Origin of the sequence: Rahnella sp. CJA17(1/100) (assembly GCF_963881615.1) — a bacterium.
GTDB lineage: Bacteria > Pseudomonadota > Gammaproteobacteria > Enterobacterales > Enterobacteriaceae > Rahnella > Rahnella aceris.
Window position 1 is genome coordinate 244,193 of sequence record NZ_CAWOJA010000033.1, and the last position, 25,459, is coordinate 269,651.

The 25,459-nt window shown below is 54.5% G+C and carries 23 protein-coding genes; 12 read left to right on the top strand and 11 right to left on the bottom strand.

Annotated features, from left to right (window positions below):
• Positions 1–16: 16 nt before the first annotated feature.
• Positions 17–385: a DUF1283 family protein gene (locus AACU55_RS15775; protein ID WP_037034037.1), complete on the bottom strand. Its 369-nt coding sequence runs from the start codon at positions 383–385 to the stop codon at positions 17–19.
• A gap of 132 nt (positions 386–517) precedes the next feature.
• Between AACU55_RS15775 and AACU55_RS15780 the strand changes: the two genes are divergently transcribed.
• Positions 518–844 carry a YnfA family protein gene (locus AACU55_RS15780; protein ID WP_013575541.1) on the top strand — a complete coding sequence of 109 codons (327 nt, stop codon included), beginning with the start codon at positions 518–520 and terminating at the stop codon, positions 842–844.
• A gap of 4 nt (positions 845–848) precedes the next feature.
• Here AACU55_RS15780 and AACU55_RS15785 read toward each other — a convergent pair whose 3' ends face one another.
• On the bottom strand, positions 849–1,754 hold the full coding sequence (locus AACU55_RS15785) for a LysR family transcriptional regulator (RefSeq protein ID WP_013575540.1): 906 nt from the start codon (positions 1,752–1,754) through the stop codon (positions 849–851).
• Positions 1,755–2,066: 312 nt separating this feature from the next.
• On the opposite strand from AACU55_RS15785, the gene AACU55_RS15790 reads away from it, so the two are divergent.
• Positions 2,067–3,362: an NCS2 family permease gene (locus AACU55_RS15790; RefSeq protein ID WP_013575539.1), complete on the top strand. Its 1,296-nt coding sequence runs from the start codon at positions 2,067–2,069 to the stop codon at positions 3,360–3,362.
• A 127-nt stretch (positions 3,363–3,489) separates the two neighbouring features.
• Here the strand turns inward: AACU55_RS15790 and ydfG are convergent, their stop codons facing one another.
• From ydfG to AACU55_RS15825, 7 genes are all read right to left on the bottom strand, one after another.
• Complete coding sequence (gene ydfG / locus AACU55_RS15795) at positions 3,490–4,239, bottom strand: bifunctional NADP-dependent 3-hydroxy acid dehydrogenase/3-hydroxypropionate dehydrogenase YdfG (protein ID WP_112152274.1); 750 nt, start codon at positions 4,237–4,239, stop codon at positions 3,490–3,492.
• 126 nt (positions 4,240–4,365) lie between these two features.
• A complete protein-coding gene (locus AACU55_RS15800; RefSeq protein WP_013575537.1) occupies positions 4,366–5,421 on the bottom strand; it encodes an aldo/keto reductase in 1,056 nt (351 codons plus the stop codon).
• A gap of 25 nt (positions 5,422–5,446) precedes the next feature.
• A complete protein-coding gene (locus AACU55_RS15805; RefSeq protein ID WP_134705720.1) occupies positions 5,447–6,541 on the bottom strand; it encodes an ABC transporter ATP-binding protein in 1,095 nt (364 codons plus the stop codon).
• Positions 6,542–7,495, bottom strand: coding sequence for a carbohydrate kinase family protein (locus AACU55_RS15810; RefSeq protein ID WP_134705721.1), 954 nt, complete (start codon positions 7,493–7,495; stop codon positions 6,542–6,544). It lies immediately after the preceding gene.
• Positions 7,496–7,521: 26 nt separating this feature from the next.
• Entirely contained in the window at positions 7,522–8,361 is an 840-nt protein-coding gene (locus AACU55_RS15815) for a carbohydrate ABC transporter permease (RefSeq protein WP_037034031.1), read from the bottom strand.
• Entirely contained in the window at positions 8,358–9,260 is a 903-nt protein-coding gene (locus AACU55_RS15820; RefSeq protein ID WP_134705722.1) for a carbohydrate ABC transporter permease, read from the bottom strand. Before AACU55_RS15820 ends, AACU55_RS15815 begins: the two co-directional genes overlap by 4 nt.
• A 60-nt stretch (positions 9,261–9,320) precedes the next feature.
• Positions 9,321–10,571 carry an extracellular solute-binding protein gene (locus AACU55_RS15825; protein WP_013575532.1) on the bottom strand — a complete coding sequence of 417 codons (1,251 nt, stop codon included), beginning with the start codon at positions 10,569–10,571 and terminating at the stop codon, positions 9,321–9,323.
• A gap of 499 nt (positions 10,572–11,070) precedes the next feature.
• On the opposite strand from AACU55_RS15825, the gene AACU55_RS15830 reads away from it, so the two are divergent.
• On the top strand, positions 11,071–12,243 hold the full coding sequence (locus AACU55_RS15830) for an ROK family transcriptional regulator (protein WP_173362098.1): 1,173 nt from the start codon (positions 11,071–11,073) through the stop codon (positions 12,241–12,243).
• Here AACU55_RS15830 and AACU55_RS15835 read toward each other — a convergent pair.
• A complete protein-coding gene (locus tag AACU55_RS15835) occupies positions 12,212–12,760 on the bottom strand; it encodes a YopT-type cysteine protease domain-containing protein (protein ID WP_157962106.1) in 549 nt (182 codons plus the stop codon). The two genes, AACU55_RS15830 and AACU55_RS15835, sit on opposite strands and share 32 nt — an antisense overlap.
• A gap of 266 nt (positions 12,761–13,026) precedes the next feature.
• On the opposite strand from AACU55_RS15835, the gene guaD reads away from it, so the two are divergent.
• From guaD to AACU55_RS15875, 8 genes are all read left to right on the top strand, one after another.
• On the top strand, positions 13,027–14,379 hold the full coding sequence (gene guaD / locus AACU55_RS15840) for a guanine deaminase (RefSeq protein ID WP_134705723.1): 1,353 nt from the start codon (positions 13,027–13,029) through the stop codon (positions 14,377–14,379).
• On the top strand, positions 14,376–15,044 hold the full coding sequence (locus AACU55_RS15845; protein WP_013575529.1) for a TetR family transcriptional regulator C-terminal domain-containing protein: 669 nt from the start codon (positions 14,376–14,378) through the stop codon (positions 15,042–15,044). The genes guaD and AACU55_RS15845 overlap by 4 nt, the downstream gene beginning before the upstream one ends.
• Positions 15,045–15,159: 115 nt before the next feature.
• On the top strand, positions 15,160–16,563 hold the full coding sequence (gene xdhA / locus AACU55_RS15850; RefSeq protein ID WP_134705724.1) for a xanthine dehydrogenase small subunit: 1,404 nt from the start codon (positions 15,160–15,162) through the stop codon (positions 16,561–16,563).
• The gene (gene xdhB / locus AACU55_RS15855; RefSeq protein ID WP_134705725.1) at positions 16,556–18,955 is read left to right on the top strand and encodes a xanthine dehydrogenase molybdopterin binding subunit; all 2,400 of its coding nucleotides are present in this window, start codon (positions 16,556–16,558) and stop codon (positions 18,953–18,955) included. The genes xdhA and xdhB overlap by 8 nt, the downstream gene beginning before the upstream one ends.
• An 11-nt stretch (positions 18,956–18,966) precedes the next feature.
• Entirely contained in the window at positions 18,967–19,737 is a 771-nt protein-coding gene (gene xdhC / locus AACU55_RS15860) for a xanthine dehydrogenase accessory protein XdhC (protein WP_134705726.1), read from the top strand.
• Between the two features lie 243 nt (positions 19,738–19,980).
• The gene (locus AACU55_RS15865; protein ID WP_037034024.1) at positions 19,981–21,048 is read left to right on the top strand and encodes an ABC transporter ATP-binding protein; all 1,068 of its coding nucleotides are present in this window, start codon (positions 19,981–19,983) and stop codon (positions 21,046–21,048) included.
• A gap of 24 nt (positions 21,049–21,072) precedes the next feature.
• On the top strand, positions 21,073–22,071 hold the full coding sequence (locus AACU55_RS15870) for an ABC transporter substrate-binding protein (RefSeq protein WP_037034023.1): 999 nt from the start codon (positions 21,073–21,075) through the stop codon (positions 22,069–22,071).
• Between the two features lie 19 nt (positions 22,072–22,090).
• Positions 22,091–23,821, top strand: coding sequence for an ABC transporter permease (locus tag AACU55_RS15875; RefSeq protein ID WP_134705797.1), 1,731 nt, complete (start codon positions 22,091–22,093; stop codon positions 23,819–23,821).
• A 38-nt stretch (positions 23,822–23,859) separates the two neighbouring features.
• Here AACU55_RS15875 and AACU55_RS15880 read toward each other — a convergent pair whose 3' ends face one another.
• Positions 23,860–24,468, bottom strand: a complete 609-nt coding sequence (locus tag AACU55_RS15880; RefSeq protein ID WP_134705727.1) for a hypothetical protein — start codon at positions 24,466–24,468, stop codon at positions 23,860–23,862.
• 265 nt (positions 24,469–24,733) lie between these two features.
• Between AACU55_RS15880 and AACU55_RS15885 the strand changes: the two genes are divergently transcribed.
• Positions 24,734–25,429, top strand: a complete 696-nt coding sequence (locus AACU55_RS15885; RefSeq protein WP_119261635.1) for a GntR family transcriptional regulator — start codon at positions 24,734–24,736, stop codon at positions 25,427–25,429.
• Positions 25,430–25,459 lie beyond the last annotated feature (30 nt).

Sequence of the window (25,459 nt, forward strand, 5' to 3'; positions counted from 1 at the left end):
GTCTAGCAGATAGGATTTACGGAGCCAGTAACTGACGGCCATTACGACGGTCAAGGCAGCGCTCAGTGTTCGGTTCCCAGTACGCATTGATGTTTTGGCTGGCCTGACACTTGTCGCGCAGATCAATCGAATTGTCGTATTTGGAGAAGTCTTTCTCGTTACGCTGGTTTTTCATGGCGCGCAGGCGTTGGGTTTCATTCCATTGCTCTTTGCTCTGACGTGCTTCTTCGTTGGTCATGGCATCATTGCCGGTACCACCAAAGACACAGGTTCCGCCCGCACAATTGGTGGCCGCGAGTGCAGGCGCCTGCCAGCTGGCGGTTATAGCCAGCAAAGCCACAGGCAGAATGCTGCGGGTCAGTCGGGATTTAAACGTTGTATTCATCAGCTCATCCTTTTAATTTACACATCGCTCAGGCGAATAATTGCATTATAACATCCGGCCGAATGACGTCACCCTTTGCCGGTAAACTGGTTGATATCTTATTGAACTTCGGACTGTAAACCTGGCCCAATTATGCTCAAAACGTCTTTACTGTTCTTTGCGACCGCACTGGCAGAAATCATTGGCTGCTTTTTACCTTATCTCTGGCTGCGCAAAGGGGCAAATGTGCTGCTGTTATTACCTGCGGCGCTCAGCCTGGCGGCGTTTGTCTGGTTGCTGACATTGCATCCGGCGGCAAGCGGCAGGGTGTATGCGGCTTACGGCGGGGTTTATGTCATGACTGCCATGCTGTGGCTGCGGTTTGTCGATGGCGTGAAGCTCAGCGCCACCGACTGGCTGGGCGCATGTGTGGCTCTGGCGGGGATGCTGATCATCATTTCTGGCTGGAAAACGGCGTGAACGGCTATTGCGATAATCTTTCCATCAGCACAATCACTTTCTGAATCACAATTTGCGCCGCGCGGGATAACTGGCGGCGCGGGGCAACGCACAACGCCAGCGTCAGCGGTTTGGCACTGCGGCCCTGAAGCGGCACAAACGCCAGTCGCTTTTCCTGTAAATCTGGCAATACATCTAACAAACTCAGCACGCCAACGCCGGCCCCTTTACGGATAAGTTCGCGCATCATGCGCACGTCATTACAAACGATCGACGGCGTTTCCAGTAACTGATAGCGGTTATACAGCAGTCTGGCGCGGGCATTGACCATCAGCGGTTCGGAGGGAATGATCTGCCGGTAGGAGGCGATGTCGCTGAACGACAACGATTCCTTCTGCGACAGTTTATGACCCACCGGCATCGCAATCCCGATGGGCAATTCCGCAAAAGCGCGTACTTCCAGCCCGGTATGTTCGACGGGATCGAGCAACAATCCAAAATCCACTTCCGCTGAACTGACCTGTTCGCTGATGTTCCGGCTGTCTTCGATGCGGATATCAAACGTCAGGTAAGGGTGTTCTGCGCCCACGTCGGCAATCAGTTCCGCCACCATGCCTTCGCTGAGAGCGGCAATCATAGAGATGGTGACATGCCCGCGTCGCAGTCCCTGAATTTCATCGAAACGTTCGCGGGTGCGGGAAAATTCTTTCCGCCAGCGGCGGATGTCATCGAATAAAATTTCGCCTGCCGAGGTCAGTTTCAGACCCGTCGGTAAGCGTTCAAACAGCGGGGTTTCCAGCGTTTGTTCAGCCTGCAGGATCTGCCGGTTTATGGCTGAAGCCGAGACGTGCAGCACTTCTGCCGCTTTGCGCAAACTTCCTGTTCGGGCGACTTCGGTAAAATATTGCGAAAAACGGGAGAATGGCGACATGGGTGTACTAATTTATGCAGTGAATAAGTGAGATAACTATTATGGACTGCATCACTCATTTTTCCTAGATTGTGCGATGCCCCTTTGTAAAACAATCACCTCAGGTTGTTTTACAGGCAAAACGGGCAATGACAGGGTTCGTCAAAACACGTTTAAGCTCGCGTGCCGTATTCCACGGGATAATGGTGGGACGAATTGTGGCGTTCGTTCTGCTGGTGCGCGTGCGTGTGTTTTGAAAAACAACACTAATAACAAGCGTGCATTTTTGATCACCAGACTGAAAGTGATCACGCGACCAAGAGATTCCTTCTCATGTTAGAAAAACTATTTAAGTTAAAAGCTCACCGTACTAACGTGCGGACTGAGATTGTGGCTGGACTCACTACATTTTTAGCAATGGCCTACATTCTGTTTGTTAACCCGTCTATTTTGGGCGCGACGGGGATGGATAAAGGTTCGGTTTTCGTGGCTACTTGTCTTGCTGCCGCAATCGGTTCCGCACTGATGGGCTTTATCGCCAACTACCCGATTGCACTGGCACCGGGCATGGGTTTAAACGCCTTCTTCACCTACACCGTGGTGCTGCATATGGGTTACACCTGGCAGATCGCGCTGGGGGCCGTTTTCCTTTCAGCCTGTATTTTCTTCGCGTTATCGATTTTTAAAATCCGCGAATGGATTATCCGCAGTATTCCGCTGCCATTGCGTTCGGCCATTGCGGCGGGTATCGGTTTATTCCTGGCGCTGATTGCGCTGGAAAATGCCGGTATCGTGATCGCTAACCCGGCGACGCTGGTCGGTCTGGGCGATCTGACCAAGCCGGGTCCGCTGTTTGCGATGCTCGGTTTCATTCTGATTGTGGTGCTGGAAGCGCGTAAAATCACCGGTGCGGTGCTGATCGGTGTGCTGGCCGTGACCGTTCTGGCGATTGCACTGGGTTATTCGCCGTTTGGCGGCGTAATGTCGATGCCACCTTCCATTGCGCCAACCTTCATGCAACTGGACATCAAAGGCGCGTTTAACGTTTCGCTGATTAGCGTGGTGTTCGCGTTCCTGTTCGTGGATGTGTTCGACAACTCCGGCACCCTGATTGGCGTGACCAAACGCGCAGGGCTGGCGGATGAAGACGGCAATATCCCGAAAATGGGCCGTGCGCTGGTCGCTGACAGTGCGGCGGCATTGTTCGGTTCACTGCTCGGCACCTCAACCACCACCAGCTACATCGAATCCGCAGCAGGCGTGAGCGCTGGCGGACGTACCGGTCTGACGGCGATTGTGGTGGCTATTCTGTTCCTGCTGAGCCTGTTCTTCGCTCCGCTGGCAGGCAGCGTTCCGGCCTTCGCAACGGCTCCGGCTCTGTTGTTCATCGCGGTTCTGATGACGTCTGGCCTGGCTGAAATCGACTGGAAAGACATCACCGTGGCAGCACCTGTTACCGTGACTGCGCTGACCATGCCGTTCACGTATTCCATCGCCAACGGTATCGCATTTGGTTTCATCACCTGGACGCTGGCAAAACTGCTGACCGGTCGCTGGCGTGAGCTGAACTCGGCGCTTATCGTCTTGTCGATTCTGTTTGTGATTAAACTGGGCTGGCTGAGCGCGTAATACGTTTTCGGTTGCCGGATGTCGGAAAGGCGCGGGCAGGTTGCCGCGCCTTTTTTGTGCGCACTGATAAAAGGCAGATAATAAAAAAGCAGCCGGAGCTGCTTTTCGTGTCAGTCAGGGCGCAATATTACCCTTCGCGATGTACCTGCAAACCGGCGAGAGACTGGCTGACCGGCATCATTTCGATGCTGTTGATGTTGACGTGTGCCGGCAGGGTGGATACCCAGAACACGGATTCGGCCACATCGGCTGCGGTGAGCGGATTAGTGTTATCGTAGGTTTTACTGACTTTCTCGTCGTCCCCTTTAAAGCGCACGCTGGAGAATTCAGTACCACCGCACAGGCCCGGCTCGATATTGGTGACGCGAACGTGGGTGCCATGCAGGTCGGTGCGCAGGTTCAGACTGAACTGACGCACAAACGCTTTGGTCGCGCCATACACGTTGCCGCCTGCGTATGGCCAGTTGCCTGCGGTGGAACCGATGTTGATCACATGCCCGGTGTTGCGTTCAACCATGCCCGGCAACACGGCGCGGGTCATGTACACCAGCCCTTTGGTGTTGGTGTCGATCATTTTGTCCCAGTCTTCCAGCGAGGCTTTATCCGCTTTTTCCAGACCGAGTGCCAGACCGGCGTTGTTAACCAGAACATCAATGTTACGCCAGTCAGCAGGCAGGCTGGCGATAGCTTCTTCAATAGAAGCCCGGTTAGTCACGTCCAGTTCAACAGCGTACAGCGCGTCTCCCAGTTCGGCTTTCAGGTCATCCAGACGCTCTTTACGGCGACCGGTGGCAATCACTTTATGGCCTTCTTTAACAAATTTACGTGCGATTTCAGCACCAAATCCGGCAGTTGCGCCGGTAACAAAAATAATCATCCCGGTATTCCTCAGTTTTTAAGCAAGGTGTGCACGAGGCCCACTAAAGAAACTCTTTAAGTATTAACACAAAAATAACGAGACCGGCATAGTCAACCGGTCTCAGTGCGTATCATTTTGTTGCAGTTACTTTTTCAGATAGGGCGCGATCAGCGATAAATCCGCTACAGACAAGCGATCCGGTGCGGTCTGCGCCTGATGCCAGTAAGGATACAACAAAGGTAACTGGCTGACCTGATTAAGTCGTTCAATTTCTTCGTTATTGAGGGTTAAATCAGCGGCGAGCAGGTTATCCTGCAACTGCGTGTCGTTGCGCGCCCCGACAATCACCGACGTCACCTGCGGACGGGCAATCAGCCAGGCCAGCGCAATCTGCGCCGCAGAAACGCCACGGGCTTCGGCGATGTCCACCAGCACATCGACCACGTCGTACAGCGCACTTTCATCACGCACCGGCGGTTCGCCCCAGTCGGCCAGATGACGGGTGCCTTCCGGTGCCGCCTGATTGCGGCGATATTTACCGGAAAGCAGGCCGCCTGCCAGCGGGCTCCAGACCAGCACGCCCAGCCCCTGATCCTGCGCGGCGGGCAGCAACTCATATTCAGCTTCACGCGCCTGCAGGGTGTAATGGATTTGCTGACTGACCGGACGGATATAGTGGTTAGCGTCGGCCACGCCCAGCGTTTTCATCACGTGCCAGGCGGAGAAGTTAGAGATACCGACGTAACGCACTTTGCCACTGCTGACCAGATCGTCGAGCGCCCGCAGCGTTTCTTCCAGTGGCGTCAGGCCGTCCCATTCATGCAACTGATATAAATCCAGATAATCCGTGTTCAGACGTTTCAGGCTGGCTTCACAAGCGCGCAGAATATGATGACGGGACGAACCACGGTCATTCGGGCCTTCACCCATTGGAAAGCGGGCTTTACTGGCCACCAGCACGTCGTGACGTTTGTTGCCCAGTGCTTTACCGAGGATCACTTCCGATTCACCGCCAGAATAGACATCGGCGGTATCGAACAGATTAATCCCGGCATCAAGACATAATCCTGTCTGGCGTTGTGCGGCCTCAACGTCAGTTTGCCCGGTTTTGGCAAATTTCCCCTGACCACCAAACGTCATGGTACCCAGGCTGAGAACTGAAACTTTCAGGCCAGACCGGCCTAACAGACGGTATTCCATAGTTTATCTCCATTGAGCGTCATTTTTACCGCAGATCCTCTGCCAGCCGTTCACCGGTCTGGGCATCAAACAGATGGATCGCCTCGCGGTTGGCATCGAGATACAGCGGCTGACTGGCGCTGATACGGGCGCGTCCGGCGAACTGAACGTGCAGCGGGAAACCGCACCAGTCGATGCGCAACAGGCTGCTTTCTCCGGTCACTTCCAGCAACCGTAATGTGGCGGCAGGTTGGGTACTGTGCTCCGCCTGTTTTAAATCGTGCGGACGCAGGCCGAGCGTGACGTGTTCTCCCTCAGCGTGCCGTGCCTGCAACGCCCACTTCTCCGGCAGTGCAAACCATAACTGATTACAGTTCACACCTGGCTGACCGTCAATATTGCGGAAGACACCGCTGAGCAGATTCATCGGCGGTGAACCGATAAAACGCGCCACAAAGGTATTTACCGGCTTGTCGTAAATCGACAACGGGTCGCCCTGTTGTACGATAAAACCGTCTTTCATCACCACGATATTATCGGCCAGCGTCATGGCTTCGATTTGATCATGGGTCACATATACCGTGGTGGTGCGGAATTGCTGATGCAGCGATTTGATTTCGGCGCGCAGTTCCATACGTAACTGGGCATCGAGGTTGGAAAGGGGCTCATCGAACAGAAACACTTTAGGATTACGCACCAGCGCACGACCCATCGCCACACGCTGGCGCTGACCGCCGGACAAATCTTTCGGCAGGCGTTTCAGTAAGTGAACGATACCCAGCACTTTTGCGGCCTGTAGCACTTTGGCCTGTTGTTCGGCTTTCGGCACTTTCTTCACCTGCATGTGGAACGCCATGTTTTCGGCCACGGTAAGATGCGGATACAGTGCGTAACTCTGGAATACCATCGCAATATCACGATCGGCGGGGTCAAAATTATTGATCTGCTGTTTATCGAGCAGAATATCGCCGTCAGACAGGGATTCCAGCCCGGCCAGCAGGCGAAGTAAGGTGGATTTTCCACAGCCCGAGGGGCCGACCAGCACGGTGAAACTGCCGTCAGGGATGGTCAGATCCAGCGGTTTCAGCACCTGCACTTTGCCATAATGTTTGGCGACTTTTATCAGTTCTACCAGAGCCATTTAGATTTTCTCCACAAGGCCAAAAAGTGATTGCCAGTCAGGGTAACGGCGCGGGGAACTGCTGATGGCACAACCGGCAACGCGAACCCCCCATTGCAGCGCCGTGGCAGGCGGCAGGCCATAAATCAGCGCGGATAAAAACCCGGCATTAAAACTGTCACCGGCACCGATGGTATCGACCACCCTGACCGGTTCGGCGTGCTGATGCAGCGTCAGATTTTTGGCCCACAGACGCGCCCCCTCCGGCCCGCATTTCGCCACGCAAAAGGCGTTGTCCGTCATCTGCTCCAGCAACGTCAGCGCGGCGACGTCCAGTGTGGTAGCGTCTGCCAGCCCGAGTGTTTCGACTTCATTGAGCAGCAGCGCATCGCAGAATGGCAGCCATTTTGCCGCCTGTTCACGCAACGCATCGCTCCAGTCTTCCGGCGGCCAGCCGCTGTCGACAGCCACCTGATAACCACGCTGTTTCAGCGCTGCCAGCAGTTGCGGATAGTCAGTGTAAAGCGCAGTACACAGCCAGGTGCCGCACAGCAATACCCAGTCTCCGGCCTGTGCCGTTTCAGGGATTTGCCCCAGAACGTCCTGCATGGATAAACGAACTATATGTCCCTGATTGCTGAAAAATGTTCTTTCGTGATCAGGATGTGTCACGCCAAAGGTCAGCGAGGTTTCGCAATCGCAGGTCGGCCAGCGTGAGGCGCTTTCCGGGAACATACCTGCCAGCCAGCCGCTGAACTGGTCATTGCCCTGATTTGCCACCAGACGAAAAGGGGAACCGAGCGCAGAGAGTGCCAGCGCGCAGTTTCCCGCCGACCCGCCGGGGCGCAGTGAACTGCTTTCAAGCATCGCTTCCGTGCCTTTTTTCGGCCATTCGTGCAACGTGCTCATGATCAAATCCACGTTGATATTGCCCGTCACATACAGCGTGGCGCGGGTCAGAGGTTTTGTTGTCATTGATGAGGTTTCCCTGATGTTCATTTTCAGCCCTTGCTGCCGCCGGCGGTCAACCCGCTGACCATGGTTTTTTGCAGCCAGAGCGCAATAAAGAGCGGCGGAATGGCCGCAAGGATCCCGACAGCGGCAATCAGACCGTCGTCAGTGGCGCGTCCGGCGGTGAATCCGGCGATGGTGACCGGCAGCGTCTGGGCGTCGATATTGTTGGTAAACAGCAGGGCGTAGAAAAATTCATCCCAGGCCAGCAACCAGCCAAACATCGCCGATGCACCCAGCGCCGGTTTTGCCAGCGGCAGGGTGATGCGCAGCAATACTTGCCAGTAACGCAGCCCGTCGAGACGCGATGCCTGTTCGATATCCACCGGCAGTGCGTCGAACTGGTTTTTCAGCATCCACGTCAGGAACGGCAGGATCATCGAGCAATACACCAGAATCAGCCCGAGATGGGTATTGAGCAGCGCGAGCTGTTGCAGGATGAAATACAGCGGCAGCACAAACGCCACCGGCGGAACCATGTAAATCGCCAGGCTGCCAAACAGCCAGCCGTCGCGACCGGGATAGCGCGAGAAGCTATAGGCCGCCGGTATTGCCAGCAACAACGACACCAGCGTGGCACCACAGGCGACCAGCACACTGTTGCCGAGCGCATGCAGGAACAGCGCGCCGGGCGTTCCGGCCTGTAAGGTCAGCAGGCGGGTATAACGGTTGAAATCCCAGTGGCGCGGCAGCCATTCCAGCGGAATGCGGGTCAGATCTTCCGCCGAGCTGACGCTCATCAGGAACATCCACAGCAGCGGGGCAAGAATCGAAACGGCCACCATCAGCGCCGCAAAGTAACGTAAAACGAGCCGGATTTTTTGTTTCATTCGCTGCTCCCTGAACGGCGCTGACGCAGTAACATCACCATGTAAATCATGATCAGCAGTGCGCAGATCAGCGTCATGAGTATCGCGTACGCAGCACCGCTGCCGGCGCGCAGATAACTGAACGATTCCTGATAGACAAAGAAGCTGACGGTTTTGGTGCTGTCGAGCGGCCCGCCACGGGTCATGACATAAATGATGTCGAAGATTTTGAAGGCGTCGATGGTGCGCAGGACAAGCGCGACGGCCAGCGGTGCCGCAATCGCCGGTAAGGTGATTTTACGAAAACGGCGGAAAGCCGATGCGCCGTCGAGCCGTGCGGCTTCGAATAAATCTTCCGGAATGGTTTGCAGCGCCGCCAGCACCAGCAGGGTGATCAGCGGATAGTTTTTCCAGATATCCGCGAACATCACGGCATTGATCGCCGAAGACGGATCGCCGAGCCAGCTACGGTAGGCGTCAATCAGCCCGAGCTGAGAAAGCAGGGCATTAATGCCGCCGTAATCGGGATTAAAGTTCAGCCGCCACAGGGTGGCGTTGACGATAGTCGGCAATGCCCATGGCAGAATCACCAGCACGCGCAGAGCGCTGCGTCCCCAAAACGGCTGGTTCAGTAACAGCGCGACCAGCACGCCGATGATGCCTTCAATAACCACTGAGACGACAGTGAAATAGAGCGTCCGCCAGAGTGCGGCGCGAAAATCCGGATCCGTCAGCGCATAGATGAAATTCTCGCTCCCCACCCAGTTGGGCGCAGAACCGTCGCCGATTAACCCGGCATCCGTAAAGCTTAGCCACAACGTGCGGGCGAGCGGCCAGGCGGTCAGTAAGAACATCATCAGAAGCATGGGCGCAAGCAGCAACCAGGCCTGACGTTTCTCGCGTTGGGGTAATGTCAGCATATCTTTTCCCAGCCCGTCCGGCCGGAACCGGGCGGGCTATTATAGTGTTGGCTTTAAAACTTAACGTAAACGATCAGCGGCTTTGGTTGCGGCTTCCATACCATCCTGAGCCGGGGTTTTCCCCTGCAATACCGCCTGAATGTTTTGCTGCAAGATGTTCGACAGACGGGAGTAATCTGCTGTAACCGGGCGCGACAACATCACATTCAGCGAGGTTTTCGCCGCCGCGATCAACTGCTCCTGATCTTTCTGCACCGCCGGATCTTCATAAGACGATTTCCAGATTGGCAGGCTCAGTTTGGCGTATTTGTTCTGCACTGGCTGCGACGTCATGTAGCTGATGTATTCCCATGCCTGGTCCGGATGTGCGCTGGCTTTGGCGATGCCCAATCCCATCGACCCGTTAACGCCGGATGCGCCACCGGCGGTTTCACCCGGTGCCGGAATGACCCCCACGTCACCCGCGACTTTGCTCTGTTTCGGGTCATTCGCCATGTTGTACATGTAGGTCCAGTTCAGTGCGAAAGCCGCATCACCGTTGGAGAACGACTTACGCACATCTTCTTCCAGATATTCACGCGAATTCGGGTTAGTCAGCCCTTTATCCAGCGTCTCTTTCATGTAGCTGATGGCTTTCATCGCGCCGGAATTGGTGAAATTCAGCTTGCCGTCTTTGTAGAAATCCCCTTTGAACGCCGATACCAGCGTGGTGTAGTCGCACAACAGCGCTTCGGATTGTGACCAGCTCCAGACCAGCGGATATTTCACGATGCCTTTTTCTTTCAGGATCTCAGATTGCTTTTCAACATCAGCCCAGGTGGCGGGCGGGGTAGTGATCCCGGCTTTGGCCAGCATGGCTTTGTTGTAATACAGATATTTGGTATCGAGGATCCACGGCATCCCCCAGCGTTTATCTTTGTAGGTCACGGTGGAAATCGCGCCGTCAAAAATCTTATTGCTTTCTTCAGCCGGAATACGCGCCGTGACATCCTGCAACAAGCCGTATTTGTTAAATTCAGCAGGCCAGATCGCATCGAACAGCACCACGTCATAACCTTTGTCACCGGCACCGCGTGCGGCGACGATTTTGTCGTGCAGGGCTTCATACGGCACAAACTCCAGGTTCACTTTGATATCCGGATGCTGTTTGGTGAACTCGGCGGTCATTGCGCGGATATCCGCTTCGCTGTACGCCGCCTGAGTCATAAATAAGGCACTGAGCGTCGTATCGGCCAGCGCGCTGGCGGAATATCCCAGGGTGAGGGCAGAGAGGGCGCACAGGGTGGCCGCAGGGGTAAATCGTAGGCTCATCGTCATTCTCCGAAACAGGGTTAGGTTTATTAAATCAATTTGATTGCTTTAATCGGCTAAAAAAAATGGGAAGGCATAACTCTGCCAGTCCCTGCGTCCCTGCCGGATTTACCCTTCATACTTCGGGCTGCTGATGCGTTGGCTACGCTCCATCACCCGAATCACTGACTTATGTCAGCTCATCGGGATTCACTCGCTTGCCGCCTTTCTGCAACCCGAATTATCTTAGGTATAAAACGTGTGCTACACGGATGATTCAAATCTAAATAGTGACTGGCGATTATTATTAACATGGCAATAACATTCAAAGCTGTGATGCCACCGTCATATTCATATCATCCCAGGTTAACCCTAAATAATTCGGGTTGCAGGAAGGCGGTAAGTGCGCGCAACCAACGCATCTGCAATACGAAGTATGACGGGTTAATAAAATCAATTTGATTGCTGTAATCACTCGCCACATACTGCCCGCAAGGTCTTCACCGTGGAGAGGGATGTGATAACAACGTCTGGTACCAATCTTGAGCACGCCCGTGCTCACAATCGTCGGGTGGTGATCGAAGCCATTCGCCTTAACGGTGAACTGACCCGCGCTGAAATCGCCCGGCTGACGTCGCTCACCCCCCAAACGGTCTCCAACATTGCCACCGAACTCGAGCAGGCGGGTATCCTGTCTTCCCACCTGCCGCGCCGTGCGGGAGGGCGTGGTCAGCCAGCAACGCCACTGACACTCAATCCTGACAGCGCCTATTCAATAGGCATCCATCTTGATCATCAGTCGCTGCTGACTGTGCTGGTGGATCTGACCGGAACTGTTCGCTTTCGCAAACTGATCCATGTACAGAAACCGCAGCCAGAGCCCACGCTGGCTCTTATCGATCAGGTTCTGCAAGAAATGCGCCAACAGGTGAAAATTGACTGGCGAAAAATATTAGGCGTGGGTGTGGTGATGCCGGGGCCGTTTGGCGTAGAAGGGATTTCCTCACAAGGGCCGACCACGCTGCATGGCTGGGATAATATTGATATTGAAGCGCGTTTAAGCGCCGCGACCGGCTGGCCGGTGACGCTGGAAAACGATGCGACGGTAGCCGCAATCGGTGAGCGTTTTCACGGTGTTGCCAAGCAATTATCGTCGTTTGTGTATCTGTATATCGGCACCGGGCTGGGTGCCGGCATCTTCACCGACGGCCGGATTTACACCGGTCATGCACACAATGCGGGCGAAGTCGGCCACATTGTGGTGCAACCGGGCGGGCGTGAATGTTATTGCGGCAACAAAGGCTGCCTCGAACGTTATGTTTCTTTGCAGGCGGCGTATGAAGCCTGCGGACTGGATCCGATGTCGGCCATGCCCGAAGACCTGCTGAAAGTCGATGAAAAAGTGTTCGATAAATGGCTCGATACTGCCGTCGAACCGGCACTCCAGGCCATCAATATTATGGAATGCGTGTTCGATGCGCAGAGCGTGATTATCGGTGGCACCATGCCTAAGCCATTGGTGGAAAAGCTGATTAAGCGCCTGACACCCCTGTATAATTCAGTGCGCAGCCGGTACGCGCAGAGTGCACGCATTCGCCTCGGGATGTCCGGCAGCGACACACCCGCGCTCGGTGCTGCCGCGTTGCCAATATTTGATGAATTCAATCCGCAATATGAAGTGCTGTTGAAGTAGTGATGTTTAAGTGCTTTGATTTATATTGTGTTATCTGCAAATAGGGTGTGCGTGAAGGGGGATATTTTTTTGATATCCAGTCCTGACAAATAAAAGAAGAAAAACTTCTGCTTTTTGTTATCTCAAACTCACCCAGATTGGGGTCAAATATTTTATAAGTCCCTTTATGTATGCTCATGCCAATGCAGTGTGAGTAACCATTTTTTGAATAAACAACGATACTGAAAACACCCCTGATGGTGGATCTTGCAAATGACTGAAAATCATTTGTTTTTAAATCAACTTGTCTTATCGGGTAAAATAAGTCGCTGTTGAAAGCCAGGTTTATTTTTCCAGATATCAGGTACTTACAGGTTAATGCGCGTTGGCGGGAAATAAAGTTATAAGTGTTTTTATAGAATAAAAAAGATTGAGGTTTCTCAGAAAGTTCATGCTGGATCCATGAACTTACCATGCCGGCACATACGCCATAACCTGAAACTGATATATCCCTGGTTTGTGTTTTTAAAAATGCCATCTGGTCAAGATGAAAATTACATGTCATGTGTTTTGTAGTCATAAAGATAGAGATTAATTAATGATTTCTGATGGGGCTAAATGTTATCACACGCACGCATCAGAAGATGTCTGGCATAGCTAAATGAATTATTTTCGATCCGGTATTGAAAATTCGAACCAACCGGTCTGACTCTTTGATCTGACCGGTTGGTCAGATTTGGCATAAGCTTTGCAGATGTTCTGTTATCAATCGTGAACGAGAATGTTGCAGAGAAGGACGATGCCATGAGTCAGATCATCACCCGCGCCGTCCGCGGAAATTTCTTCGATATCCGCGAACCGGTATTACGGCCGGAAGATTTAGAAGCGCAGGTGCGTTATGTCGAAGACGGCCTGATGTTGCTCAGCGGCGGCACAATCATCTGGCTGGGAAGCTGGCAGGAAGGTGAGGGCAAGCTGGCGCAGGCACGTAAAACCGCTGTTCTGGAAATTGATGATTATCGCGACAAGCTGATCGTCCCGGGCTTTGTCGATACGCATATTCACTATCCGCAGACCGAAATGATCGGCGCGTACGGCGAGCAGTTGCTCGAATGGCTGACGCGCTATACCTTCCCGACCGAACAACAATATCACTGCGCGGATTACGCCAGGCGCATGTCGAAATTCTTCATCAGTCAGTTGCTGCTTAACGGGACCACCACGGCGCTGGTGTTTGGCACCGTTCATCCGCAGTCCGTCGATGCCCTGTTTAAAGAAGCCTCCGACATCAATATGCGGCTGGTGGCGGGCAAAGTGATGATGGACAAAAACGCCCCCGACGCCCTGCTGGAAACCCCTGAAGAAAGTGAAAGTGACACGCGCGGGCTGATTGCGCGCTGGCATAACCGCCAGCGTCTGAGCTATGCGCTGACGCCGCGTTTTGCGCCGACATCTTCGCCTGAACTGCTGCAAAAAGTGCGGCTGCTTAAGCAGGAATTCCCCGACGTGTACATGCATACCCATCTGAGCGAAAACGTCGCTGAACTCTCGTGGGTGAAAGAAATGCACCCTGAACATCAGCATTATCTCGACGTTTATCATCAGTACGGACTGACCGGCGAACGTTGCGTGTTTGCGCACTGTCTGCATCTGGATGACAGTGAATGGGATTGCCTGCACGACACCGATTCGACTATCGCTTTTTGCCCGACGTCTAATCTGTTTCTGGGCAGCGGTCTGTTTAATTTGCAGAAATCCTGGCAGAAACAAATTCGCGTCGGCATGGGCACGGACGTCGGTGCGGGCACCACCTTCAACATGCTGGAAACGCTGTCAGAAGCCTACAAAGTCGGGCAACTGCAGCGTTACCGTTTATCCGCATTCGAAGCCTTCTATCACGCCACACTCGGCGGCGCACGGGCGCTGCACCTCGACGATAAAATTGGCAACTTTAATACCGGTAAAGAGGCGGATTTTGTGGTGCTCGAACCGGGTGTCAGTGCGCTGCAAAAATTACGTGCCACCAACAGTAAAACGCTGGCTGAAAAGCTGTTTGTGCTGATGACGCTGGGTGATGACCGCAATGTGTATTGCACCTACGTTGACGGCGAACCGGCGTATGTACGGGATGCTCAGCGGGAGGAACTCTCAGCATGATGAACAGTGATACCGGCGGCAAAGTCCGCCTTGCGCGTGAACGCACCCTGGAAAATATCCACGCGGCGGCCATTGCAGAATTCAGTGAAAAAGGTTTTCAGGGGGCAACCACTCAGGCCATTGCTCAGCGCGCAGGGATCAAAAAAGCCCAGTTGCATTACTACATCGCGGGCAAAGAAGAGTTGTACGAAGAGCTCTTGCAGAAAGTGCTGAAAGTCTGGGGCGATATCATTCAGTTCGACCCGTCCCTCAGCGAACCCGAGGCGGTGCTCAGTCGTTATATCCGCAATAAGCTGAATTTCTCGTTCGATCAGCCGCAACTGTCGCGCATTTTCACCAGTGAGGTGCTCGGCGGCGGTCACTATCTGCATAAATACTGGCCGCTGGCCACGCAGAATATCACCGGCAAAGAGAACCTGATCCATCAGTGGATTGAGCAGGGGAAAATCCGTGCGCTGGATGCCCGCCTGTTCATCATGCATATCTGGGCAGTGACGCAGTATTACGCCGATTTTGCGGTGCAGGTCAAGCATATGTACGGCAATTTCGAAGGCGATGAACAGGCGCGTGAACACATTATTGGTGAGGTTACGACACTGATTCTGAATGGCTGTAAAGCCTTTGCTCCTCCCCCTGCGAAGGGGGAGGCCGGGAGGGGGTATTAAGGGCAAACTCCCAGTCAAAGCATACATCAACTTTTTGATTTTGCTTTAAAACCCCACCCCAACCCTCCCCTTCGCAGGGGAGGGAGCAAACCAGTGATTTTTGAAGGATATGATCATGATCCAATTTCTGATGAACGGCAGGATCCACACGGAAAATCTGCCCGCTGACACCACCATTTTGCAATATCTGCGCCGCGATGCAGGGCGCTGTGGTACCAAAGAAGGCTGTGCCTCCGGTGACTGCGGCGCCTGTACGGTGGTGCTGGCAGAAAAGCAGGGTGAGCAACTGCAATACCGCACGGTCAACGCCTGCCTGACGTTTATGCCTGCGGTGCATGGCAAACAGCTTATTACGGTTGAAGATCTGAAACATCGCGGCGAGCTTCATCATGTACAGCAGGCGATGGTGGATAATCACGCTTCGCAATGCGGTTTCTGCACGCCGGGTTTTGTGATGTCACTGTTTGCGATGGAAAAAAATAAACCTGTTTTTACGGTTGAAGGCGTGCAGGAAACCCTTTCCGGCAATCTTTGCCGCTGCACGGGTTACCGGCCAATCATGGATGCGGCGAAAGCCATTTGTGAAGCCCCGCAGGCCGATCAGTTTGATGCTGATGCCCGGCAAACGCTGGAAAAACTCGCCGCGATATCCGCGACTGAACAGCCGGTGACTATTGATGAACTGGCCGGACGTTATCTTGCCTGCCCGGATTCCCGTCTGGTGGCAGGCGGTACCGATCTGGCGCTGGAAGTCACACAACGTTATCAGCGCCTGCCGAAGCTGATTTCGCTGAGTCATATTCCCGAACTCAAGGCAATTACGCTGACCGGTCAGGCTATTCATATTGGCGCAGCCGCGCCACTCAGCGCCTGTATGCCGTTTTTACATGAAGAGTTCCCGGCGTTTGGCGAACTGCTTGAACGGTTTGCATCACAACAAATTCGCAACCAGGGGACCTTCGGCGGCAATATCGCCAACGCTTCGCCAATCGGTGACGGCGGGCCGGTGTTGCTGGCGCTCGGCGCTTCGCTGCTGCTGCGGCGTGGCGCTGAACAACGGGAGTTACCGCTCGATCAGTTCTTCCTCGGTTATCGCAAAACTGCATTGCAGCCGGGTGAATTTATTGAACAAATCCGCATTCCCCGCAATACCCCGGCGGCACGCCAGTTACGGGTTTATAAAGTGTCGAAACGGCTGGAGGACGATATTTCTGCGGTCTGCGCGGCGTTGCATATTGAAGTGCTAAATGGCGTGGTGGTGCATGCACGTGTGGCGTTTGGCGGCATGGCGGAAGTGGCGAAACGGGCCAGCGGCTGTGAGGCGCAATTACTTGGTCAGCCGTGGCAGACGGCAACTGTCGAGCGGGCCTGTCAGGCGCTGGAACTGGATTTCACGCCAATCAGTGATTTTCGTGCCAGCCGGGAATACCGCATGCAGGTGGCGAAAAATCTGCTGCGCCGCTGCCATATCGAAATGACTTCTCCTGAAACACTGATGCAGGTAACACATTATGTCTGAATCGAAACCATCACTTTCTCAGGCTGAGATGGAAGCGTTGTTCCGCACGGGGTTGCAGAGCGGCGTGGGCAAAAGCCAGAAACATGAAAGCGCGGAGAAACATGTCAGCGGTGAAGCGGTGTATATCGATGACCGGCTGGAATTCCCCCGTCAGCTGCATCTGGTGCCGCTGCTCAGCCCTCATGCGCATGCTGACATTTTGCATATTGATACCGAACCTTGTTACGCCGTACCGGGTGTGGTGCGGGTGATGACTGCACAGGATGTGCCCGGCAATCTGGACATTGCGCCGCTGACCCATGGCGATCCGCTGATGGCGCAGGGCACCGTGCAGTATGTCGGCCAGATTGTGCTGGTGGTGGCGGCAACCTCAATGGAAGCCGCCCGGGCGGCGGTGGCGCTGGCGAAAGTGGAGTATCAGCCGCGTGACGCGGTGCTGACGGTAAAACAGGCGCTGGCGCTGGAACATTACGTCGAAGAACCGCATCAGCATAAACGCGGTGACGCTGAGATGGCGCTGGCCTGTGCGCCGCACCGTTTACAGGGCGAACTGGAAATTGGCGGCCAGGAGCATTTTTATCTCGAGACGCAGATTGCCTCAGTGATGCCCGGCGAAGACGGCGCGATGCTGGTATACAGCTCGACACAGCATCCGACAGAAGTGCAGAAACTGGTGGCCTCGGTGCTGGATTTGCCGATGCACAAAGTCGTGGTCGATATGCGACGCATGGGCGGTGGTTTTGGCGGCAAAGAGACGCAGGCCGCTGGTGCAGCCTGCCTTGCCGCGCTGGCGGCGCATCTGACCGGACGTCCGGCAAAGATGCGGCTGTCGCGTCAGGATGACATGCTGATCACCGGCAAGCGCCATCCGTTTCATGTCAGCTATGACGTAGGGTTTACCGATGACGGCGTCATTCACGGTATCGACATTAAACTGGCGGCCAACTGCGGTTATTCGCTGGATCTCTCCGGTTCTATCGTCGATCGCGCCATGTTCCATTCCGATAACGCCTATTACCTCGGCGATGCGCTGATCACCGGTTATCGCTGTAAAACTCATCTGGCGTCGAACACCGCTTACCGCGGATTTGGCGGCCCGCAGGGCATTGTGGCGATTGAGCACATCGTTGATCATATTGCCCGCGAACTGGGTCTGGATCCGCTGACGGTACGTAAAAATAATTACTACGGTCAGGAAGTCCGCAACGTTACGCATTATCACCAGCCCGTCGGGCAAAACCTGTTGCAGGAGATGACGCAGCAACTGGAGGATAGCGCGGAATACACCGCAAGACGTGACGCTGTCACGAAATTTAACCGCAGCAACCCTTATCTGAAAAAGGGGCTGGCGCTGACGCCGGTAAAATTTGGTATCTCCTTCACCGCCAGTTTCCTCAATCAGGCAGGCGCGCTGGTGCTGGTGTATACCGATGGCAGTATTCAGCTCAATCACGGTGGCACCGAGATGGGACAGGGGCTGAATACCAAGGTCGCGCAGGTGGTGGCTGAGGTGTTTCAGGTGGATATCAGCCGGATTCAGATCACCGCGACTGATACCGGCAAAGTGCCCAATACCTCGCCGACGGCAGCGTCATCCGGCGCTGACCTGAACGGTAAAGCGGCGCAAAACGCGGCGGAAATCATCAAAGGGCGCATGGTTGAGATGCTGATGCGTGTTCATGATGCACAGGAAACTGACATCACCTTCAGCAACGGTCAGGTGCGCGTTAAAAATCAGTATTTCAGTTTTGAACAGGTGGCGACCCAGTGCTGGCTGAATCAGGTGCCGCTGTCCAGCACCGGCTATTACAAAACACCGAAGATTTTCTATGACCGCAGTAAAGCCGCCGGGCATCCGTTCTATTATTTCTCCTACGGCGCGGCTTGCGCGGAAGTATTGGTCGATACGCTGACTGGTGAATACAAGCTGTTGCGGGCAGACATTCTGCATGACGTCGGCGACTCACTGAATCCGGCGATTGATATCGGTCAGGTGGAAGGCGGATTCGTGCAGGGCATGGGCTGGCTGACCACGGAGGAGCTGGTGTGGAATGACAAAGGGCGCTTAATGACCAGTGGTCCGGCGGCGTATAAAATTCCGGCAATTGGCGACATTCCGCAGGATCTGCGCGTGAAACTGGTGGAGAACCGTAAGAATCCGGAAGATACCGTTTTCCATTCCAAAGCCGTGGGTGAACCGCCGTTTATGCTCGGGATATCCGTCTGGTGTGCCATCAAAGATGCCGTCGCCAGCCTGGCCGGTTATCGTGTACATCCGCACCTTGATGCACCTGCCACACCGGAAAGAGTGCTTAACGCCATAAATCAGATGCATTTTCAGGGTGACGTTGTCACTTATCCCGCTATGGTTAGCGCAAAAATTGCCGGCTGACGGAGGTTCTCATGCGTACTGATGACTGGGTAACGCGTTTACATGACCTGCAACGTCGCGGAGAACCGTGCGTGGTGGCGACGCTGGTGGAGAATCAGGGCTCCACGCCGCGTGATGCAGGCAGCAAAATGCTGATCACCGCTGACCAGCAATTTTATACGCTGGGCGGCGGCAATCTTGAGTTTCAGGTTACAGCCATTGCCCGCGAGATGTTGCAGCAGGGTGCGAAAACCAGCCGCTTCGAACGCTTTTCATTAGGGGCGCGGCTCGGACAATGTTGCGGAGGCATGGCGTCGGTGTTGCTTGAACCGCTGGGGCAACCGCAACCGCACGTTGTGGTTTACGGCGCAGGTCATGTCGGGCGGGCACTGGTGAACATTCTCAGCACCTTACCCTGTCGCATTACCTGGGTAGATGCCCGTGCCAGTGAGTTTCCGGCACGGGTGGACCCGCAAGTCACCTGCCTTGTGGATGAGGAACCCGAAAGCACGGTGGCGCAGATGCCCGCTGACAGTTATTTCATGGTGCTGACGCACGATCACCAGCTGGATTTCGCCCTGAGTGAGCGCATCCTGAAGCGCGGCGATTTCCGCTACTTTGGCCTGATTGGCTCGGATACCAAGCGTAAACGCTTTGATTACCGTTTATCGGGCAAAGGGATTTCGTCTGAGCAACTGGCGAGAATGCGTTGCCCGGTGGGGCTGCCCGATGTGCGCGGCAAACTCCCGGCAGAAATTGCCGTGGCGATTGCCGGAGAATTTATCGCCGCGTATGGAAAATGATTGTTTCTTATAGATAATCTTTTTTCTATTCAGAACTCTTCAGATATTGCATTGATTTATAATGTGTTTTAATTAAAAGGAAGTGATTCATTTTAATCAGGAAGCTATATCGCATTTATGTCTTCTCATGCCATGTCGTGTCAAACCAAACCTTCGCCACCGGTTCATAAAACAGTCACAAAACCGCAGTAATTTGTTTCCTCATTGAACGGGCCAGTGCCGCTTTGAGGAAACATCCGACGCATGTCTGCCATACAGATTTCCCACCTGAGTAAATCCTTTACCACTCAGCCGGTGCTCAATGACGTCTCGCTGCATATTCATCACGGTGAGTTTGTTGCCGTGCTCGGTCCCTCAGGTTGTGGCAAAACCACGTTGCTGCGTACCATCGCGGGATTCGAGCCGGTAAACAGCGGCACAATCATCGTCGGTGAACGACTGTTTTCATCCACCGGCGTGCATGTTCCAGCGGAAAAGCGCGATCTGGGCATTGTGTTTCAGAACTACGCGCTGTGGCCGCATATGTCGGTGGAAGAAAACGTGGCGTACAGCCTGAAAGTGGCGGGGATGGATCGCCATGAACGACGCACGCGAACGCAGGATGCGCTGGCGCTGGTGGGGCTGAGCGATTACGCCATACGCCGTCCTTCCGATTTGTCCGGCGGTCAGCGACAACGTGTGGCACTGGCACGTTGCCTGGTCACACGCCCCGGCGTGGTGCTGCTGGATGAGCCGCTGGCAAATCTTGATGTGCATTTACGTGCGGCGATGGAAGAAGAGTTCCGGCGTTTTCATCAGCACACCGGCGCAACGCTTTTGTATATCACCCACGATCAGCAGGAAGCGATGGCGATGGCTGACCGTGTCGTGGTGATGAACGAGGGCAAAGTGATGCAGTTTGCTACGCCGCAAACGCTGTACCGTGAACCAGCCAACGCCATGGTCGCGACCTTTATCGACGAGGGTCGCGTTATCCCGGCACAAAATATTCAACCCGCCGAAAACGGCACGGCCTGGGCCGATGTTTTCGGTATGCGTATCCGGTTACGGGCTCCGGCACATCAGACAACGGTGAGTGAGGCGCAGGTGTGTGTCCATGCTGCGGATTTACGTTTTGCTCAGCACGGCGAACCGGGCATCGCTGCGCGGATCACCCGGGTGATTTACCGCGGCGGCTACCACCAGATTGACGTCGCGCCGGTAAACACGCCTGCGCTGAAGCTTTCACTTCATTCCTCTGTTTCGCCCGATAGTTACGCGAGTGACGTTGTCACTTTCGTCATTGCCGACGGCTGGATCCTTCCCCAATAATTTTCTCATTCTAAGGACAGGGCTATGCATATTTTAAAAACCATCACGTTATCCTTGAGCGCATTGCTGATTTGCGCCACGCAGGGAGAGGCAAATGCTGCCGAAACCGCCTCCGGAAAGCTGGTGGTTTATACCTCTCAGGCACCGGAAATTGCCCAGCAAACGATTGACGCCTTCAAGGCGGCTTATCCCGATGTGCAGGTGGAGTGGACGCGCAACGGCACGACGCAACTGATGAATGTTTTGCAAACTGAAATGATGGCCGGGGACGTAAAAGCTGATGTGCTGCTGGTTGCGGATTCCATCAATCTGGGCGCGTTGAAAAAAGACGGCAAACTGATGGCCTATACCGATGCGCCGGTGGGAAATATCAGCCCGGATTTTTACGACAAAGATAAAACCTGGTTTGGCACCAAAATTATCGCCACGGTCATTGCCTACAACACTAAGAACGCCACACCGGTTGATAGCTGGATGGCGCTGACCGAACCGCAAAACAAAGGTCAGGTGGCCGTGCCAAGTCCGCTGTATTCCGGGGCGGCGTTGTATCACCTGCATACGGCCATTAATACGCCGGACATCGGCTGGGCGTTTTATCAGAAACTGGCGCAGAACGGCATTACCCCGGAAGGTGGCAACGGCCCGGCGCTGAAAGCGGTAGCGAGTGGCATGGCGAAGTATGGCGTGATTACCGATGCCGATATTATCCGCGCTAAAAAGCAGGGCTCGCCGATTGATCTGGTGTATCCGAAAGAGGGCGCTTCATTTGTGACTGAGCCGGTAGCCATTCTTTCCGGGGCACATAACGTGCCTGCGGCGAAGGCGTTTGTTGATTTCATGCTCTCACCGCAGGGCCAGCAATTGGTTGCGAAACAAGGTAACCGGCCAATTGAATCCGGCATTGCGGCACCTGAAGGCTTTGCACCGCTGGATTCGATTAAGCTGCTGACGCTGGATTCGGATAAAGCGGTGGCGGATGATAAAGAAGTTCGCGCGAAATTCACTGAAATCTTCGGTGGCTGACAGCCCAAAGGACAGCCAGATGAGCGTGATGAGTGAAATTCAGCGCCGCGCCACCCCCTCGCGTCGGTTCTGGCCGGGCAGTGAGAAGGGCGTGCTTTGGGCCCTGACGTTGCTGATCGGGATATTATCGATAGCGCCCCTGATGCGACTGGTTTGGGCGGCAATGGCGCCTGAAGGTGTGCCGGACATCTCGCGGCTCAGCCATTTACTGGGCACACGAAAAGTCCTGACTGCCACGCTGAATACACTAACGATTGCTGTCGTCTCAACTTTTCTGGCGATGGTGCTGGGTACGGTGGCGGCGCTGCTGATCGCGCTGACTAATTTGCGCGGTAAGCAGGCCTGGGTATTTACTTTTATTCTGCCACTGATGATCCCGCCGCAGGTAACAGCGCTGGCGTGGGTTCAGGCACTTTCGCCATCCAGTCCGGTATTGCAGTGGCTGGGGTTAACGCTGCCCGCCGGTTCGACTTCGCCGCTGTATTCGCTGACCGGCATTATTGTTCTGCTGGGATTGCACAATGCGCCGCTGGTTTTCCTGATGGTGCGGGCCGGGTTGCGCAGGTTGCCAGCCGAACTGGTGGAGGCCGCGCGCAGCGGTGGGGCACAACCGTGGCGGGTATTGTTTACCGTGATTTTGCCGCTGGTGCGCCCGGCTATTTTTGCCGGTGCGGCACTGTCGTTTGTCACCGCAGCGGGTAATTTTGGTATTCAGGCAATGCTCGGCATTCCCGGTCGTATCCCGACGCTGATCACGCTGGTGTATCAGCAACTCAACAGCGTGGGTGCGTCGGCGCTGACGGATATGGCAGTGCTTTCGCTGCTGATTGCCGCTATTACGCTTGCCGGACTGATGTTCAGCCGCTGGCTGGGCGGGCGGCAGGATGTGCGTGTCACGGGGACGCCGCGCGCGCTGCATCAGTCTCTGGGGCGATGGCGTTTACCGGCAGAAATTGCGGCCTGGCTGTGGATGTCGCTGACGCTGTTATTGCCGCTTTCCGCGCTGATGACCACGTCCCTGACCACGGGTTTTGGTCAGGCACTGACCTTGCAGAGTCTGACGCTGAGCAATTATGCCAATGCGCTGTTCGGGTATCCGGCAATCCGCCATGCCTTTATGACCAGCCTCGGGCTGACCGTGATGACCGCGCTGATCCTGACACTTTCCTCGTTATTTCTGGCGTATTTCCTGAGCTGGCAGCGAACGCGGCTGGTGCGTATTTTACAACTGTCGACCGAACTGGCTTACGCGTTGCCGGGGATAGTGACCGGAATTGCGGCGATCCTGTTTTTCCTCAAACCGTTGCCACTGGTGCATGTCAGCCTTTACGGCACGGTATGGATTATCCTGGCGGCTTATCTTTCCAGTTTTATGGCACTGGTGCTTCGTCCGACGCTGGCCGGTTTTGCGCAAATCGAGCGTTCGCTGGATGAGGCCGCACAAATATTCGGTGCCAGTTTCCTGCAACGGATGCGCGATATAGTGATGCCGCTGGCGGCGCCGTCGGCCATGGCGGGCACGATTCTGGTGTTCCTGACCGCACTGAATGAGATTCAGGTGTCGATTCTGCTGGTCACATCCGGAACGCAAACGCTCGGACCGATGATTGTGTTTCTTGATGAAGGCGGTTCTTCCACGCTGGCCGCAGCCGTGGGGTGCCTGATGATTGGTGTGGTGCTGGTCTTTATGCTGCTGGCGTCGCTGTTTGCGCGTCGATTGCCGGAAGGCGTATTGCCGTGGCGCGTCTGACATTCTGCCTGCTGCAGAAATCCGCAGCAGGCAGAATTTTACAGGGTTTTCAGTGGTTCACTGCGCTGCCAGAAAGCAACTGCAGACCCCAGACACAACAGATAACCCATCAGTTCGGTGCCTTCTTCGACAATATTTTTCACTGTCCGTACGTATTCGCCTTGCATCACCACTTTCCAGATCATATTCATCCCAAAGACCCGTGAGAACACCAGGATCAGTACCAGACCGCAAACCATATAGTGACAGGCCGGATGAACCAGAAAAGCTGATAATCCGCGCAGGCTGGTTTTCGGCGTGATGCAGGCCCAGGCGATGCAATAGACCGCGAACAGGCTGGCGAAATACACCCATGAGCCGTAGTGGATCAGGTCAAACAGGGCATCGAGTTCGCGGATAAGCATGCAGAAGAAGAACCCGCCAATCAGGATCATACCTCCCCGCAATGCCGGATGTTTTCTGGCCTGTAAGAAAAACAACGCGCTGATGGCCAGCAGTGAAAGTTCCTGAAGGAACTCAGTGGCGGAAATTTCCTGGATACCGTCTTTAAATATGGCCACATCCAGCCAGATGACCAGCGCGGTACAGAGGGCCCCCAGGGCTAATAAGATAAAATTGAGTAAGTGTTTAAAAAATGTGTGTTTCATTATTGTCCTGATTTCAATACGTTGGCGTGCATACTTCACGTGTTCTGAACATTTTTCTGCGTAGCGTGAGGTGCTGCAAGGATACGGAAGGTGATAACAGGGATATTGTGAATGCGTGCGGGAATGATAATTATTATGAATGTTATGTGCTATTTATTGGAATTTTTCGCATGATTTGAAACCCCACGTCATTTACTAATGACGAACGCGAGCAGATGGTGATAGGTTGCACGGAAACTGCCAGAGAGAGGCCATTTAGCAATCCATGAGTAATCAAACTACAACCGCCAAGCAGCTGGAAGTTCAGCGCATTGTCGATGTTCTGTCTAAAGCCATCGCGCAGCAACGCCTGCGTCCGGGCACCCGGCTGGTGGAGTCACAGCTTGTTGAGGCGCTGGGTGCTAACCGTAACCACGTTCAGGTGGCGTTACAGCGTCTGGCGATGCAGAGAATTGTGACCATCGAACCTAACCGTGGCGCAATGGTGGCGCAGCCCACCGCCAAAGAAGCGCGTGAAGTGTTCATCGCCCGTCGTGCTATCGAACGGGCGATCGTTGAATGCATCGGGCCGGACGTGATCCGGCGTCACCGTCACCGTATTAGCACCCATCTGCGCGGAGAGCGTGAAGCTGTGCAATCTGAAGACCGGCGCGCCATTGTGCGTGAGCTGAGTGAATTTCATCTCATTCTCGGGGAAATTTCGGGCAATGATGTTCTGAGTGAAATTCTGTCGAATCTGATGGTGCGCAGTTCCCTGATTGTGTCGTTGTACCAGCGTAACGAAGTGCCGTCGTGCCAGTGTGATGAACATCAGGCGATTATCGATGCACTTGAAGCGGGGGATAATACGCAGGCCGCTGAAATTATGCAGGAACATCTGGACGATCTGGAAGGGGTGTTGGATCTTGATGACGAGGCCGCCGGAGAGGTGAATCTGCGTCAGGCATTGTCTGATTTATAAAGCCTGAAAAATCCTGCCCGCCGGTTTTCG